The sequence below is a fragment of the Cellulosimicrobium sp. SH8 genome, assembly GCF_025818875.1.
Lineage (GTDB): Bacteria > Actinomycetota > Actinomycetes > Actinomycetales > Cellulomonadaceae > Cellulosimicrobium > Cellulosimicrobium cellulans_D.
Genome location: NZ_JAMXMH010000012.1, coordinates 223945 through 240137, shown reverse-complemented (window position 1 = coordinate 240137; position 16193 = coordinate 223945). Strand labels below are relative to the sequence as shown.

The 16193-nt window shown below is 74.9% G+C and carries 12 protein-coding genes and 1 pseudogene; 5 read left to right on the top strand and 8 right to left on the bottom strand.

Annotated elements, in window-relative coordinates; genetic code table 11:
* The 3 genes and pseudogenes from narY to narI all read left to right on the top strand — a co-directional run.
* Nucleotides 1-405 (top strand): annotated as a pseudogene (gene narY / locus NF338_RS17470) (nitrate reductase subunit beta); the annotation flags it as partial.
* The gene (gene narJ, locus NF338_RS17465; RefSeq protein ID WP_264031944.1) at nt 402-1109 is read left to right on the top strand and encodes a nitrate reductase molybdenum cofactor assembly chaperone; all 708 of its coding nucleotides are present in this window, start codon (nt 402-404) and stop codon (nt 1107-1109) included. The pseudogene narY and the gene narJ, both read left to right, overlap by 4 nt.
* On the top strand, nt 1106-1840 hold the full coding sequence (gene narI, locus NF338_RS17460) for a respiratory nitrate reductase subunit gamma (RefSeq protein ID WP_264031943.1): 735 nt from the start codon (nt 1106-1108) through the stop codon (nt 1838-1840). The genes narJ and narI overlap by 4 nt, the downstream gene beginning before the upstream one ends.
* A 173-nt stretch (nt 1841-2013) precedes the next feature.
* Here narI and NF338_RS17455 read toward each other — a convergent pair whose 3' ends face one another.
* The 8 genes from NF338_RS17455 to NF338_RS17420 form a co-directional block, all read right to left on the bottom strand.
* Nucleotides 2014-2358 (bottom strand): DUF2249 domain-containing protein, encoded by a 345-nt coding sequence (locus NF338_RS17455; protein ID WP_264031942.1) that lies wholly within the window; start codon nt 2356-2358, stop codon nt 2014-2016.
* A 91-nt stretch (nt 2359-2449) separates the two neighbouring features.
* Nucleotides 2450-5440, bottom strand: a complete 2991-nt coding sequence (locus tag NF338_RS17450) for a multicopper oxidase domain-containing protein (RefSeq protein WP_264031941.1) — start codon at nt 5438-5440, stop codon at nt 2450-2452.
* On the bottom strand, nt 5437-6696 hold the full coding sequence (locus NF338_RS17445) for a hypothetical protein (protein WP_264031940.1): 1260 nt from the start codon (nt 6694-6696) through the stop codon (nt 5437-5439). Before NF338_RS17445 ends, NF338_RS17450 begins: the two co-directional genes overlap by 4 nt.
* A gap of 180 nt (nt 6697-6876) precedes the next feature.
* Nucleotides 6877-7947, bottom strand: a complete 1071-nt coding sequence (locus NF338_RS17440) for a TIGR03842 family LLM class F420-dependent oxidoreductase (RefSeq protein ID WP_264031939.1) — start codon at nt 7945-7947, stop codon at nt 6877-6879.
* Nucleotides 7948-7973: 26 nt separating this feature from the next.
* Entirely contained in the window at nt 7974-9410 is a 1437-nt protein-coding gene (gene hydA / locus NF338_RS17435; protein ID WP_264031938.1) for a dihydropyrimidinase, read from the bottom strand.
* A 27-nt stretch (nt 9411-9437) separates the two neighbouring features.
* Nucleotides 9438-10274 (bottom strand): nitrilase-related carbon-nitrogen hydrolase, encoded by an 837-nt coding sequence (locus NF338_RS17430; protein ID WP_264031937.1) that lies wholly within the window; start codon nt 10272-10274, stop codon nt 9438-9440.
* A gap of 61 nt (nt 10275-10335) precedes the next feature.
* Nucleotides 10336-11742 carry an aspartate aminotransferase family protein gene (locus NF338_RS17425; RefSeq protein ID WP_264031936.1) on the bottom strand — a complete coding sequence of 469 codons (1407 nt, stop codon included), beginning with the start codon at nt 11740-11742 and terminating at the stop codon, nt 10336-10338.
* Between the two features lie 7 nt (nt 11743-11749).
* Nucleotides 11750-13237, bottom strand: a complete 1488-nt coding sequence (locus NF338_RS17420) for a CoA-acylating methylmalonate-semialdehyde dehydrogenase (protein ID WP_264031956.1) — start codon at nt 13235-13237, stop codon at nt 11750-11752.
* Nucleotides 13238-13453: 216 nt separating this feature from the next.
* Here NF338_RS17420 and NF338_RS17415 point away from each other — a divergent pair, with 216 nt between their 5' ends.
* Both NF338_RS17415 and NF338_RS17410 read left to right on the top strand, forming a co-directional pair.
* Nucleotides 13454-15574: an endonuclease/exonuclease/phosphatase family protein gene (locus NF338_RS17415; protein WP_264031935.1), complete on the top strand. Its 2121-nt coding sequence runs from the start codon at nt 13454-13456 to the stop codon at nt 15572-15574.
* 144 nt (nt 15575-15718) lie between these two features.
* Nucleotides 15719-16192 carry a hypothetical protein gene (locus NF338_RS17410; protein WP_264031934.1) on the top strand — a complete coding sequence of 158 codons (474 nt, stop codon included), beginning with the start codon at nt 15719-15721 and terminating at the stop codon, nt 16190-16192.
* The last annotated feature ends 1 nt before the right edge of the window (nt 16193 follow it).

Sequence of the window (16193 nt, the reverse complement as noted above, 5' to 3'; positions counted from 1 at the left end):
TCCTACATGCGCGACATCAACCTCGGCCACGACGCCAACGAAGAGACCGCGGCCGCGGTCGGCATGACCGGACAACAAGTCCAGGACATGTACCGCCTCCTGGCCATCGCCAAGTACGAAGACCGCTACGTCATCCCCACCGCCCACACCGAGATCGCCCGCGAGCTCGACGAGCTGTCCTGCTCGCTCGACTACGACGGCGGCCCGGGCATGGGCGGCGCGGGACCGACGACGGGCGAGTCCTTCCACGCGGTCGGCGCGGAGGAACGGGCCACCAGCCCGTACACCCCCTCCACCACGGGTCGGGTCAACCTGCTCAACTGGGACGGCGACGGGACCCCGGGCGGGCTCTTCCCGCCGCCGCGACCGGCGGGCGGAACCGAGCCCTCAGGGGGTGCGGCATGAGACGCACGACCAGGTCCCGGTCGGCGTCCTCGACGAGCGCATCGTCGCCCGGTCCCCTGCCGGACGACCAGCGCCGCGCCGCGCACACGGTGATCTCGCTCCTGCTCGACTACCCCACCGCGGAGGCCACCGCGCACCGCATGGACGTCGAGGACGTCGTCGCCGGGCTGCCGTCCGACGTGCGGCGGCCCCTGCGCGCGTTCCTCGACGCCACGGCGTCGCTGTCCCTCGGGGAGCGGCAGGCCGCCTACGTCGCGACGTTCGACCTCAAGCGCCGGTGCTCGTTGTACCTGTCGTACTACGCGGCCGGGGACACCCGAAAGCGCGGGGCCGCGCTCGTCACGTTCGTCGAGGCGTTCCGCGCGGCGGGCTGGGAGACGGACGGCTCCGAGCTGCCCGACCACCTGCCCACGGTGCTCGAGCTCTCCGCGCGCACGGACGGCGAGATCGCCGGCATGGTGCTCGACGCGCACCGCGACGGCATCGAGGTCCTGCGCGCCGCGCTCGAGACCGTCCGCAGCCCGTACGCGCACGTCGTCGCGGCGCTCGTCGCGACGCTGCCGGCGCTGCAGTCGGAGACGGCGGCACGCTTCCGCGACCTGGTCGCCGCGGGACCGCCCACCGAGCTCGTCGGCCTGAGCGACCTGTCCCACCTCACGCCGTTCGCCACGATCCCGAGCCTGACCGAGGAGACCCGACGATGAGCCCGCTCGACGTCCTGCTGTGGGTCGCCGTCCCGTACGCGGTGGCGGCGGTGTTCGTCGTCGGGCACGTGTGGCGGTACCGCTACGACCAGTTCGGCTGGACCACGCGCTCGTCGCAGCTCTACGAGAACCGCTGGCTGCGCCTCGGCTCGCCGCTGTTCCACGTCGGCATCCTCATGGTGATCGGCGGGCACGTCGTCGGGATCCTCGTGCCGCGCCCGTGGCTGGAGGCCGTCGGCGTGGACGAGCACGCCTACCACCTCGTGGCGACGATCGCCGGGACGTTCGCGGCCGTCCTCACGGTCGTCGGGCTCGTGATCCTCGTCCTGCGCCGGAGGCTCTCCGGCGCGGTCTTCCGCGTGACCACCCGCTCGGACAAGCTCATGTACGTCGTGCTCGGCGCCGCGATCGGGTTCGGCACGCTCGCGACGGTTCAGCACCAGATCTTCGGCGACGGGTACGACTACCGCGGCTCGATCTCGCCGTGGTTCCGCTCGCTGCTCACGTTCCAGCCGGACCCGTCCCTCATGGCCGACGTCCCGCTCGCGTTCCAGCTCCACGTCCTGTGCGGCCTGGCGCTGTTCGCCCTGTGGCCGTTCACGCGCCTCGTGCACGTGTTCTCCGCGCCGCTCGGCTACCTCACGCGCCCCTACGTCGTCTACCGGCGCCGCGCGGCCACGACGATGTCGCGCGCCCCGCGCCGGGGCTGGGAGCCTCCGACGACCCCGTAGCGAGGCCTGTGCTCGCCGAGCGATGCGTCCGCGCCCGAGCGATGCGTCCCGACACGCAGCACTCGGGCACCGACGCATCGCTCGATCCGGGGAGCGCACGACGACGCCCGGCGGCCATCCCCGTGCCGCCGGGCGTCCTCGCGTGCCGGGCCGGTCGGGCCGGCTCGGGCTCCTCAGTCCTGTGCGGGCACAGGACGGCGCGTGAGGCGGATGCTCACCTCGGTCGCCTCGCGCGACAGGTACTCGCGGTCGAACGCGCCGGGCTCGCGGCCCTCGAGCTGCGCGAGCAGCGGGAGCGGGTCGTGCGGCGCGACGAGGACGAGCCCGTCTCCGGGAGCGAGCGCCTCGAGCGCCCCGAAGACGACGCCGTGGCGCACGGCGTGCGGGATCGTGCGGACGTCGAGGACGATCTCGGCGTCGTCGTGCGCGCACCCGCAGGTGTGCCCCTCCTCGGGCCCCTCCCCGTGCACGGCCTCGTGCTGCGGGGGCTCCGTGATCTCGATCGGTTCTGCTGCCATGGTGGTCCTCCTGGTCGTGGCGCGAGCGCCGGGTGGGGTGCTGGGTCTGCGGTGCTGCCGGCGTGGACGACGACGCCGGCGGGCGGGCCGGTCAGGGCGTCACGGCGAACGCCCCGGAGGCGCCGCGTTCGGCGTCGGACATGGCGTGCGTGACGAACGGGTAGGTCCCGGCCTCGGGGAACGCGAGCTCGACGAAGCCGCCCTGCGCGGGCAGCAGGCCGAGCACCTGGCTGCCGCCGGAGGCGCCCGACGGCAGCGCGTAGGCGCCCTCGTGATAGACGGTGTCGAACTGGCCGCCGACGACGTGGAACGCGCTCGGGCGGTTCGGTCCGGCGTCGAGCACCCAGACGCGCACGCGCTCGCCGACCCGGGCCGCGAGCGGGTCGTCGCGGTACTGGTTCGCGTACCCGTTGAACGCGAGGAGGTCGGGTTCGGCGGCGGCGACCTTCGCGTCGTCCGCGGACGCGCCCCGCGCGCCGAGGTAGAGCTCGGACTGCACGACGACGTACTCGCGGTCCACGGGGGCGAGGTCCGGCGGGTCGACGATCACCGCGCCGAACATGCCGTTCGCGATGTGCAGCGACATGGGCATGGTCGAGCAGTGGTACATCCAGATCCCCGCCCGGGTCGCCGTGAAGCGGTAGGTCAGCGACTCCCCGGGCGCGATGGTCCGCATCGGCTCGTCGGGCGCGAGCGCGCCCGCGTGGAAGTCGATCGAGTGCCCGATCGTCCCGTCGTTGACGAGGGTGATCTCGAAGACGTCGCCGACCTTCCCCCGCAGCACGGGCCCGGGCGCGGTCCCGCCGAACGTCCACACGGTCTGCTCGACGCCGGGCGCCACCTCCTGCACCGCCTCCGTCACGGTGAGAGTGCGCCGGTGTACGACGGGCTCGCCCGCTGGGTCGATCTCGGCCGGTGCGAGGGTCGCGTCGCGCGCCGTGAACCCGTCGCCCGGGTGCGTCATGAGGTCGACGTCGGACGCGGCCAGCGAGTCCGCCCCGGCCGAGCCCGTGCTCGCGTGCCCGCCGTGCGCATCATGCACGTCCCGGCCGCCGTCGTCCGCCGCGAGCGTCCCGCCGGAGCCGTCCGAGCCGCCGGTGCCCTCGACGTCGATCGTGAGTGTCATGCCCATGAGCCGGTGGCCGGCCACGGAGCACCACCCGTCGAGGTCGCCGCTCACGACGCCCGCGTCGAGGGTCGCGGTCGCGCCCGGTGCGACACGACCGGTCGTCGCGCCGTCGGCGAGGACCAGGTCGTGCACGTCGTCGTCGGCGTTCGTCAGCTCGATGACGAGCCGGTCGCCCGCGGGCACGCTGATGACGTCCGGGACGAAGCGCATGTCGACGGCGTCGACCTGCACGGTCGTCGTGCGGCCGGTCGCCACGACCGGCACGCCGGCCCCTCCGGTCCCGGCGGCGGCCCCACCTCCCACGACGCCCGACCCGACGCCCGCCGCGACCGGGTCGGCCGCGACTCCGCCCACGACCGCGAGTGCCAGCGTCGCGACGGCGGCCGTCACCGCGCCCGCGAGCGGCCTGCGCGCCTGCGCGTCCCGGCGGGCGGCGACGGCGCGGGCGGCGTCGCCGCGGCGCGTGCCCGACGGCGGCGCGTCCGTCGTGAGACTGGCCCCGCCCGGGACGGGCGCCCTGGCCGCGGACGGGGCCGCGGTCTGCCGCGACGCGTCCTCGCGCGCGACCGTGTCGCCCCGCGGGGCTGTATCGCCCCGCCGGGCCGTGTCGCCCCGCGGGGCTGTATCGCCCCGCCGGGCCGTGTCGCCCCGCGAGGCCGTGTCGCCCCGCGAGACCGTGTCGCCCCGCGAGACCACGACGGCGCGCAGCGCGAGCACGAGGAACGCGAGGAAGGTCGCGAAGACGACGAGCGACAGCCCGACGCGCACCCACGACGGCAGCGGCAGGAGGTACAGCGCGAGCCCGCCGTTCGCGACGAGCACGCGGTACGCCCCGCCGACGCCGACGACGGCCTCGGTGCGCCGTCGTCGGGCCGGGCCGCCGCCGAGCACGACGGGGACGAGGTACGTGAGCGCGCCGAGGAGCACCTGCGCGGCGAACCCGACGACGAACGGGAGCAGCAGCCCGCCGATCGCGTCCTGCGCGGCGGCCCACGACGGCGCCGTCGCGACCCGGGCCCCGAACGCGGCGACGCTCCCGGCGAACCACACGACGGACGCGGCGAGGCTCCATGCCGCGAACCCCCAGGCGCCGCGCTGCGCGGCCCGACCCTGTGCCGCGAGGTGCCGCCCGACCGTCACCGTGCCGCTCAGCACGACGGCCGCCCCGGCTGCGACGAGAGGTCGCCAGCCGACCGCGCACGCCGCGACGACGAGCAGGATCCCGGCGGTGAGAACCGGCAGCGCGCGGCGGGCCGCGACGTCGGCGTCGGGCTCGATGCGGGTGCGCAGCACGGTCGGCCACAGGAGCACGAGCGTGCCGAGCACGGTGAGCCCCACCCACCCGAGGACGTTGAGCGTCACGTGCGCCACGTAGAGGCGGCCGTAGGCCTCCGTCCCCGCGCCGCCGCGGGCCATGAGGACGCCGAGCGTCACGCCGACCGGGAGGCACGCGGCGGCGACCACGTAGTAGCGGACGAGCCGGCCGAAGCGCGACGGCAGCGCGCCGCGGCCCTGGAGCACGAGCACCGTCGCGTGCGTCACCGCGCCCGCGCCCACGAGCACCCCGCCCGCCACGACGAGTGGCCATACGTCGGTGAGGAGCCCTGCGACGACGAGCAGCGCACCGGCCGTGTGCGCGGCGAGCCGCGCGAGGTGCAGCGGGCGCCCGCCCGGCGCCTGGCGGCGCAGCATCGTGTCGGCGAAGTGCTGGCTCCACACGAGGATCGCCGTGCTCACGGCGCCGAGCATGAGCACGTGGACCATGAGCCACAGCGCGTCGGGCACGAACCGGTGCACCACGACGAGCACCGCCTCCGCGACGAACCAGGCGAGGACGAGCGCGTGGAGCCACAGGTTGCGCGCGGTGCCCCCGACCTTCTGCGTACCCGGGAGCGGCCCGGCGGGCCGGGCCGACAGGAGCGAGGGTCGCGCGGGCGAGGTGGGCACGGTCACCTTCCGGAGACGATCGGGAGCGCGGCAGCCGAGGTAGAACCCTGGTCCGCTGAAGTAGACCCCCAGTTGGCCGAGGTAGAACCCTGGTCCGCCGACGTAGAACGCTGGTCTTCGCGCGCGTCCACGCGCGACCCTCCGGCCGCGCGGTCCCCGCGCAGCGCCGACCAGACCGCGACCCCGACGAACCCGAGGACGGCGACGACGTTCCCCGCCCCGCCGACGCGGACGGCCGCGACCGCGGCGGGGCCGTCGCCGGCGAGGTCGCCGCCGACCCGGACGGCGAGCGACACGTGCAGCAGCACGAGCGGCGCCCACATCGCGGCGCGGTACGGGAGCGGACGGCGCAGCACGGCGGGGAGGATGAGGGGCGCGTGCGCCATGATCATCGACAGCCCGAACCCGAGGAACACCGCGTGCACGACGGCGTCGTACGTCGTCCCGGAGCGCAGCGTCACCGCGGGGCCGAGCCCGGCGGGCCCCGCGCCGGCCGCGAGGAACAACCAGGCCGCGCCCGCGAGCATGAGCCACGCGTAGCCCGCGAGCATCGCCGCCGCGGCGAAGCGCGGGAGCCCGCGGCCGCGGACGGTGCGGCGCGCGACGTCGTGCCGCAGCAGCGTGACGGCCGACGCCGCGAGCGCCGCCCCAGCGAGGGCGTACCCGGGTGCGGGCGCGAGCAGGGCGAGGCACGCGGCACCGAGGTAGACCAGCGCCCCGACGAGGACCGCGCGCTCGGTGCGGGCGTCGATCTCGAGCCGCGCGAGCTCGACACGCTCGCCGAGCACGGTCCAGGCGACGAACCCGACGAGCCACGGCAGCAGGTCGGGCACCGCGACGCCCGCGGCCCAGAGCGCGGCACCCCCGACGGCGAGCACGGCGCCCGCGGCCTGGACCGCCGTCGCGACGGCGGGCTGCCGCCGCCACACGACGGCGTAGATCACGAGGAGCCCGAGCGTCCCCGCGACGAGGAGCCCTTGGCCCATCCCGCGGGGCAGGGGCGAGAGGAGCGCGAGCGCGCCGAGGCCGAGCGCGGCGGGCGCGAGGTAGGCGACCGGGCGCCGCACCGCGACGGCGCGCTCGAGCGTGACGAGCGTGCCGACGAACCCGAGCACCATGAGGAGGCCGTGCGCGTCCTGGACCCGCGCGGCGGGGACGGGCGACGGGAGCCCGAGCAGGGCGAGCCCGGTCGCGAGCCCCGTGAGCAGCGCGACCCCGGCGGGCAGCACGAGGAGCGCACGGAACGGCGTCCTGGTCGTCACGCCCCGAGGGTTTTCCACGGTCCCGACCGTAGGAATCCGGCGGTACGCCCGGACAGGGCCGAAGGTCCCGTCGCGCCCGGGGAGTCACGTGTGCTGGCTCACGAGGTCCGCCGTGCGGGGTGTCGCGCGGGGTCTCGCATCGGGTCTCGGGTGGGTGTCGCGTAGCTCGGTCGCGCACGCTCACTCGCGCGCGCGGACGAGGTCGCGCACGGCGGGGCCGACCGTCTCGCCGTACGCGCGCAGGGTCTCGTCCTTCGCGTCGTGCTGGAGGTAGACGGCGAACTGGTCGACCCCGAGCGCGGCGAGCTCGCGCAGGCGCTCGACGTGCCGCTCCGCGGGCCCGACGAGGCAGAACCGGTCGATGATCTCGTCCGTGACGAACGCCGTGTGCGTGTTGCCCGCGCGCCCGTGCTCGTTGTAGTCGTAGCCCTCGCGCCCGGCCACGAAGTCGGTGAGCGCGTGCGGGATCGTCACGCCGGCGCCCTCCTCGGACCCGCCGGGCCCGTAGCGCGCGACGATCTCGGCGACGTGGTTGCCCACCATCCCGCCGAACCACCGGCACTGGTCGTAGGCGTGCGCGAGCGCGCGCCGTCCGGCCTCCCCGTTCGACGGCGCGGTGCCTGTCACGTAGGCGGGGGCCGCCACGCAGATGCGCACCGCGTCCGGGTCGCGGCCCGCCCGCTCGGCGGCGGCGCGCACGGCCGCGACGGACCACGCGACGACGTCGGGGTCGGCGAGCTGGAGGATGAACCCGTCGCCCACCTCGCCGGTGAGCGCGAGCGCCTTGGGCCCGTACGCGGCCACCCACACCGGGAGCCGGGAGTCCGGGTTCCACGGCAGCCGCAGCGTCGAGCCGCGGTACTCGACCGCCTCGCCCGACGCGAGGCCCCGGATCACGCCGATCGCCTCGCGCAGCTCGGCGAGCGTCACGGGCCGCCCGTTGATGACGCGCACCGCGGAGTCGCCGCGGCCGATGCCGCAGATCGTCCGGTTGCCGAACATCTCGTTGAGGGTCGCGAAGAGCGAGGCGGTGACCGTGACGTCGCGCGTCGCGGGGTTGGTGACCATGGGGCCGACGGTGACCCGGTGCGTCGCGGCGAGGATCTGGGAGTAGACGACGAACGGCTCCTCCCACAGCAGGTGCGAGTCGAACGTCCACACGTGCGAGAAGCCGTACGTCTCCGCCTGCCGCGCGAGGTCGACGACCCGCCACGCGGGCGGGTCGTTCTGCAGCACCACCCCGAGGTCCATGCGTCCGCCTCCGATCCAGGCTGCGCTCAGCGCAGGTACGCCGACAGCCCGCGGCGCAGGAACCGCCCGTGCCCGGGGCTCCCGTGGTACGTGCCGTCCTCGACGACCACGCGCCCGCGCGACATCACGACGTCCACGTGCCCGGCGACCTCGAACCCCTCCCACGCGGAGTGGTCCATGTTCATGTGGTGCGTCTTCCCGTACCCGATCGACGTGCGCCCCGCGGGGTCGTAGACGACGACGTCGGCGTCGGCTCCCGGGGCGAGCACGCCCTTGCGGCCGTCGAGCCCGAACATGCGGGCCGGCGTCGTGCAGCACAGCTCGACCCAGCGCTCGCGCGAGATCCGCCCGTCGACGACGCCCTGGTAGAGCAGGTCGAGGCGGTGCTCGACGCCCCCGATGCCGTTAGGAATCTTCGAGAAGTCGCCGAGGCCGAGCTCCTTCTGCTCCTTCATGCAGAACGGGCAGTGGTCGGTGCTCACGAGGGACAGGTCGCCCGTGCGCAGGTACCGCCACAGCTCGTCCTGGTGGCCCTCGGCGCGCGACCGCAGCGGCGTCGAGCAGACCCACTTGGCGCCCTCGAAGTCGCCCCACTCCTCGCTGCGCGCGCCGAGCTGCTCCTCCAGCGACAGGTAGAGGTACTGCGGGCACGTCTCGCCGAACACGTTCCAGCCCTCGTCGCGCGCCTGGGCGAGCGTGGCCACGGCCTGCTTGGCCGACATGTGGACCACGTACAGCGGCGCCCCGGTCAGGCGCGCGAGCATGATCGCGCGGTGCGTCGCCTCCTCCTCGGTCTCCCACGGGCGGCTCGTGCCGTGGAAGTACGGGGCGGTGTCGCCACGGTCGAGCGCCTCGCGCACGAGCACGTCGATCGCGATGCCGTTCTCCGCGTGCATCATGATCACCGACCCGTTGTCGCGCGCCTTGCGCATCGCGCGCAGGATCTGCCCGTCGTCGCTGTAGAACACGCCCGGGTAGGCCATGAAGAGCTTGAAGCTCGTGATGCCCTCGGTCACGAGCTCGTCCATGGCCTTGAGCGAGTCGTCGTCGACGCCGCCGAGGATCTGGTGGAACCCGTAGTCGATCGCGCACTTCCCGTCCGCCTTGGCGTGCCACGCGGCGAGCCCGTCCTGGACGCGCTCGCCGGTGCGCTGGACGGCGAAGTCGACGATCGTCGTCGTCCCGCCCCAGGCCGCGGCACGCGTCCCGGTCTCGAACGTGTCCGACGCGTTCGTCCCGCCGAACGGCAGCTCCATGTGCGTGTGGCAGTCGACGGCGCCCGGGATGACGTACTTGCCCGTCGCGTCGATCACGCGCTCGGCGTTCGCGGCCAGGTCGGCCCCGAGGCTCGTGTCCCCAGGCCGCAGCAGCGCCGCGACCTGCTCGCCGTCGACCAGCACGTCGGCGGGCGTCGAGCCCGTGGGCCCGACGACGGTCCCTCCCCGGATCAGCGTGTGCGGCATCGCGTGCTCCCCTCTCGGATCCTCAGGTCACGGCCGGGTGAGGTCGTCGTAGGCGTCGGGGCGCCGGTCGCGGTAGAACTGCCACCGGTCGCGCACGACGCGCAGCAGGTCCAGGTCGAGGTCGCGCACCACGAGCTCCTCCTCGTGGTCGTCGGCGGGGTCGCCGACGAACGCGCCCTCCGGGTCGACGAAGTACGACGTGCCGTAGAAGTCGTCGTCGCCCAGGTCCTCGACCCCCACGCGGTTGATCGCGCCGACGTAGTACTCGTTCGCGACCGCCGCCGCCGGCTGCTCGAGCCTCCACAGGTAGTTCGACAGCCCGCGGCTCGTCGCGCTGGGGTTGAGCACGATCTCCGCGCCGTTCAGCCCGAGCGCGCGCCAGCCCTCGGGGAAGTGCCGGTCGTAGCAGATGTAGACGCCCACGCGTCCGACGGCGGTGTCGAACACCGGGTAGCCGAGGTTCCCGGGGCGGAAGTAGAACTTCTCCCAGAACCCACGCACGTGCGGGATGTGCGTCTTGCGGTACTTGCCGACGTAGCGCCCGTCCGCGTCGATCACGGCCGCGGTGTTGTAGAGCACGCCCGGCTGCTCCTCCTCGTACACAGGCAGCACGACGACGGTGCCCAGCTCGGCCGCGAGCGCCGAGAACCGCTCGACCGTGGGACCGGGGACCGACTCGGCGTACGCGTAGTACGCGGCGTCCTGCACCTGGCAGAAGTACGGCCCGTAGAACAGCTCCTGGAAGCACACGAGCTTCGCGCCCTGGTCGGCGGCGTCACGCAGGTGCTTCTCGTGGACGTCGATCATCGACTCCTTGTCGCCCGTCCAGCGGACCTGGGTGAGCGCGGCACGCACGGTGGTCATGACCCCTCCTCAGTTGTGGGCATGAAATGGGCCTGGTCTGGGGGCGCGAACCGGACCCTTTTCATGCCCGCACCGCCTCGGCCTGCTCGTCGGCGACGTCGAGGGCCGCGTCGATCGCGGCGAGGCCGTGCTCGAGGTCGTCGGCGGACGTGACGAGCGGCGGGGCGACGTGCAGGCGGTTGAAGTGGACGAACGGCCACACGCCGCGCTCCTTTATCGCCGCGACGACCGCACCCATGGGCGCGGCGGCCGGCCCGCTCGCGTTGAACGGGACGAGCGGCTCGCGCGTCTCCCGGTCGCGCACGAGCTCGACCGCCCAGAAGAACCCGAGCCCGCGCACCTCGCCCACGCTGGGGTGCCGGTCCGCGATCTCGCGCAGCCGCGGCCCGATCACGTCGGCGCCGAGCGCGCGCACCCGCTCCAGGATCCCCTCGTCCTCGAACGTGCGGACCGTCTCGACCCCGACCGCGCACGCGAGGGGGTGGCCGGAGTAGGTGAGGCCGCCGGGGAACACGCGGTCGTCGAACGTCCGCGCGACGTGCTCCCCGACGACCACGCCGCCCAGCGGCACGTAGCCCGAGTTCACGCCCTTGGCGAAGGTCACGAGGTCGGGCACGACGCCCCACCGGTCCACCGCGAACCACTCGCCCACCCGCCCGAACCCGACCATGACCTCGTCGGTCACCAGGAGGATCCCGTGCTCGTCGCACAGCGCGCGCACGCCCGCGAGGTAGCCGTCGGGCGGGATCAGCACGCCGTTGGTCCCGACGATCGTCTCGAGCAGGATCGCGGCGATCGTCCCGGGCCCCTCGAGCTGCACGACCTCCCGCAGGTGGGCGAGCGCACGGATCCCCTCCTCCGCGTCGTCGTGCGCCCCGAACGACGACCGGTAGGTGTAGGGCCCGAGGAAGTGACGCACGTGCGGGTCGGGCGCGACCTCGTTGGGCCAGCGCCGCGGGTCGCCCGTGAGGGAGATCGCCGTCGTGGTGTTGCCGTGGTACGACCGGTACGCGGAGAGCACCTTGGCGCGCCCCGTGTGCAGGCGCGCGAGGCGCACCGCGTTCTCGACGGCGTCCGCGCCGCCGTTGGTGAAGAAGACGCGCCACCGCCGCTCGTCGCCCGTCCCTCCCGCCGGACCGCGGGTGCCCGCGCCCGGCGCCCGCTCCGCGATGAGCCGCGCGAGCTCGCCCCGCACGTCGTTCGCGAACGTCGGTCCCACGGTCGCGAGCCGCCCCGCCTGGGCCTGGATCGCCGCGACGAGCCGCGGGTGCTGGTGGCCCAGGTTGAGGTTGACGAGCTGCGACGCGAAGTCGAGGTAGCGGTTGCCGTCCTCGTCCCAGAACCACGCGCCCTCGCCGCCCGCGACGGGCAGCGGGTCGATCGCGCCCTGCGCGGACCAGGAGTGGAAGACGAACCGGTCGTCGGCGCGCGTGCGCGACGTGCGCCGGGCGAGCTCCTCCGTCGTCATCGGTCGCTCACCGGGTCCGGGGGAAGCCGAGGTCGACGCCTGCCGTCGACGGGTCGGGCCAGCGCGTCGTGACGACCTTGGTGCGCGTGTAGAACTGCACGCTCTCCGGTCCGTAGACGTGCAGGTCGCCGAACAGCGAGCTCTTCCAGCCGCCGAACGAGTAGTAGCCGACCGGCACGGGGATGGGGACGTTGACGCCGATCATGCCCGCCCGGGCGTCGACCTCGAACGCGCGCGCCGCGCCGCCGTCGCGCGTGAAGATCGCCGCGCCGTTGCCGTACGGGTTGTCGTTCACGAGCCCGACGGCCTCCTCGTAGGACTCCGCGCGCACGACGGACAGGACCGGCCCGAAGATCTCCTCGCGGTACACCGTGTGCTCGGGCCGCACGTGGTCGACGAGCGTGGGGTGCAGGAAGAACCCCTCCCCCAGATCCCCCGCGCCCGCAGGCGCCTGGCGGCCGTCGACGACGAGCGTCGCGCCCTCCTCGGCCGCCGTGCCGACGCGCGCCACGACCCGGTCGCGGTGCTCGGCCGTGATGAGCGGGCCCATCTGCGACGCGGGGTCCGAGCCAGGCCCGACGACGAGGCGCGCCACCCGCTCCCGGATCGCCTCGACGAGAGGGTCGGCCACCGCACCCACGGCGACGAGCACGGAGACCGCCATGCACCGCTCGCCCGCCGACCCGTACGCCGCGGAGACCGCCGCGTCCGCCGCGACGTCCACGTCGGCGTCGGGAAGGACGACCATGTGGTTCTTCGCGCCGCCGAGGGCCTGGACGCGCTTGCCGTGCCGCGTCCCCGTCTCGTACACGTGCCGGGCGACGGGCGTCGAGCCGACAAAGCTCACGGCCTCCACGTCAGGGTGCTCCAGCAGGCGCTCGACCGCGACCCGGTCGCCCTGCACGACGTTCACGACGCCGTCGGGCAGCCCCGCCTCCTGGAGCAGCCGCGCGACGACGAGCGACGTCGAGGGGTCACGCTCGCTCGGCTTGAGCACGACCGTGTTCCCGCACGCGATCGCGTTCGGAATCATCCACAGCGGCACCATGGCCGGGAAGTTGAACGGCGTGACGCAGGCGACGACGCCGAGGGCCTGCTTCACCTCGTGCACGTCCACGCCCGACGACGCCTGCTCGGTGTACCCGCCCTTGAGGAGCTGGCCGATCCCGCACGCGAACTCGACGCACTCGAGCGCGCGGGCGACCTCGCCCGCCGCGTCGGAGAGCACCTTGCCGTGCTCGGCGCTCACCACCGCGGCGATCTCGTCGCGGTGCTCCACGAGGAGCTGGTGGAACGCGAAGAGGATCTCGACGCGCCGCGAGACGCTCGTCACGCGCCAGGCGGGGAACGCGTCGCGGGCCGCGGCGACCGCGGCGTCGACGTCCGCGGCGGACGCGAGCGCCACCCGCCCCGTGACCGCGCCCGTCGCCGGGTCGTGGACCGGTCCGTACCGCTCCGCGTCGGGCCGCGCACGACCCGCGACCCAGTGCCCGATGCGCGCTTCCCCGGCGCGCCCTTGCCCGTCGTCCGTCGCGGTCGGGGCGCTGGTGGCGCCCTCCGCGACCGGAGAGATCCCCGCGGTCGTCTCCACGTCCTCGCCTCCTCGCGCGCCGAGGTGGTGGCGCGCCGTCGCAGCCGATCCCTCAGTCTGGCACGGAAGACCCGATCGTGTGGTGCGGATCACAGCGCCTGCCCGGTAGCGTCGTGCCTCGTGAGCGCAGCGCAGCCCCCGTCCCCGCGGCCCGTGCCGAGGCCGGTCGCCCGGCCCGACCGGGCGACCGTCGTCCCGCTCCTGCTCGTCGTGACGGTCACCGCGATCGTCGTCGAGCTCGTGCGGTCCAGCGGCCCGCTGCTCGACCACGCGTTCTCCGCGGGCGTCGTCACCGTGGCGCTCACGGCGCTCGCGACGTACGCCGCGCCCGGCGTCCTCGTCGTGATGATCGCGGCGCGCCTCGAGCTCACGGGCAAGGTCGTGCTGCTCGCCGTGGCGTCGCTCGCCGTCGCGCGCCTCGCGCTCCAAGGCCTCGGCGCCGCCATCGCCGGGGGCGTCGACCTCGGGCTGGTCCGCTACGGCGTCGGGCTCGCGACGGTCGCGCTCGGGATCGGCGTGCTCGTGCTCGTGGCCGCGTTCGCGAGCGGGACGGGCGGACCGGCGGGCGGTGCGGACCCGGCGCCCGGGATCGACGCCGCGCCGGGGCCGACTCCGGTCCGCTCCGCGGCCACGCTCGCGCGCGGGTCGCTCGTCGCCGTCGGCATCGTGCTCGGCGCGCTGCTCGCCGGGGCGCTGAGCGCGGTCCTCGGCACCTGGGACGCGTACTGGCGCGCCGACGTCGCGGGATGGGTCGTGACGGTCGTGGTCGCCGCCGGTGCCGTCGCGTGCGCGTGGGCGCTCCGGGGGCGCGCCGCCTGGCCGGGGTCACGCGGGCTGTGGGTGCTCGGCCCGTTCGTCGCGCTCGTGGTGCAGGCGCTCGCCAACCCCGCGTTCGCCGCGTCCCAGACGGGCGTCGCGCTGCCGTTCGCGGTCGCCGCGCTCGCCGTCGCCGCCCTGCTCGCCGCGTGGTTCGTCCCGTGGGCGGGCCGCTCGACCCCGCCGGGATCGCCGTGGGTGTCCCCCGCCCTGCTCGTCGTGGGCGTCGCCGTCGTGTTCCTCGCCGTGCCGCGCATGGACGGGCCGGGGACCGTCGGGGGCTGGGCGCTCCTCGTCCTGCTCGTGCTCCTCGTCCCCGTCGCGGCCCGCACGCTCGCGCTCGCCCTGACGCGCGCGGCGCGCCCGCTCACCTGGCTGCGCCTCGCCGGCGCCGCGAGCGTCGCCGGGCTCGGGGTGGCGGTCCCCCTGCTCGGGTACCAGCTCGAGTACGACGTCCCGCTCCCCTTCCCGCACACGCTCGTCCCCGTCGCCGCGGCGCTCGCGCTCGCCGTGCCGGCCGTCGTCGCCGGCCTCCGCAGCCGGGGCGCCGCGTCCTCCGCGGGCGACCCCGCGGCGCCGGGCACGACGACCGCCGCCGGCCGCGCCGAGGTCCCGGCGCTCGCCGTCGGCGGGGCGGTCGCGGTGCTGGCGCTCGTCGGGGTCACGCAGGTCCACGTCCCGACCACGACGTCCGCCGTCGCCGACTACCCCGTCGGCGACCTGCGCCTGCTCGACTGGAACCTGCACTACGGCGTGAGCGCCGACCCGTCTGTCCGGCTCGACGAGATGGTCACCACGATCCAGGACTCCGGGGCCGACGTCGTCACGCTCCAGGAGGTGTCCCGCGGCTGGGTGCTCGGCGGAGGCGCCGACATGGCGACGTACCTCGCGCGCGAGACCGGGATGCGGGTCGTCTTCGTCCCCGCGGCCGACCGGCAGTTCGGCAACGCGATCCTCTGGGACCCCCTGCGCGGCGACCTCGCCGACGTCGCGCGCCACGCCCTGCCCTACGGCGCCGGACCGCAGGAGCGCTCGGCGGTCTCCGCGACGCTCGACGCCGCGGGCGTCCCGGTCCGGGTGACGTCCCTGCACCTGCAGCACCGCGAGGAGAACACCCCGACCCGGCTCGACCAGCTCGGGACGCTCCTCGCCGACGAGCCCGTGGAGGGCGCGTACGTCCTCGCGGGCGACCTCAACGCCGAGCCCGGCTGGGACGAGATCGCCCTCCTCGAGGAGCACGGCCTCGAGAGCGGTCAGGACGTCGCCGGCGACCCCGACGCGCTCACGTCACCCGCGGTCGCCCCGGCGCACCGCATCGACTGGGTCTTCGGGTCCGACGCCGTGACGTTCCGCTCCTTCGAGGTCCTCGACGTCACCGCCTCCGACCACCGCCCCCTGCTCGCCGAGCTCCGCGCGCGCGGCTGACGGCCGCGTCCGCGGCCCGCGGTCTGACGGCCCCGTGGCCGCGCGACCACGGCCCTGTCCCCGCGTGACCAGGGCTCTACCCCGCGCGACCACGGCTCTACCTCGTGCGACTCGGTTCTCACCTGGCCGCGTTAGGGTCGGCGGGTGCGTATCGAGCTGACCGTGACCGAGGCCGTCGAGATCGCGCGCGCGACGGGCGGGCTGCCGCCGTACGTGCGCTCGGTGACGAGCGAGGGCGACGACGTGCGGGTCGTCGTCGACCTGCGCGAGGTGCCCGACCCGCCGTCGGCGCTCAAGCTCGCCGCGCGGCTGGTCCCCGTGGTCCGGGCGACGCTGCACGTCGAGTCGGTCGTGGCCGGCACCGCCGTGCTCGCGGTCGAGGCCAACGCCGCCGGCCTGCCCGCGCACAAGCTGCTCGGCTTCGTCGAAGCACCTCTCCAGAGCGCGCTGCGCGCGAAGGACCTGCCGCCCGAGGCCGTGCGCGTGCTGCCCGACGCGCGGGTCGCGGTCGACGTGCAGGCGCTGCTCGGCGGGGTGCTCGAGCACACGTTCCCGGGGTTCCAGCTCACCGAGCTGGCGTTCGCGGACGGGACGCTGCACCTGGACGGCCGGCTCTGAG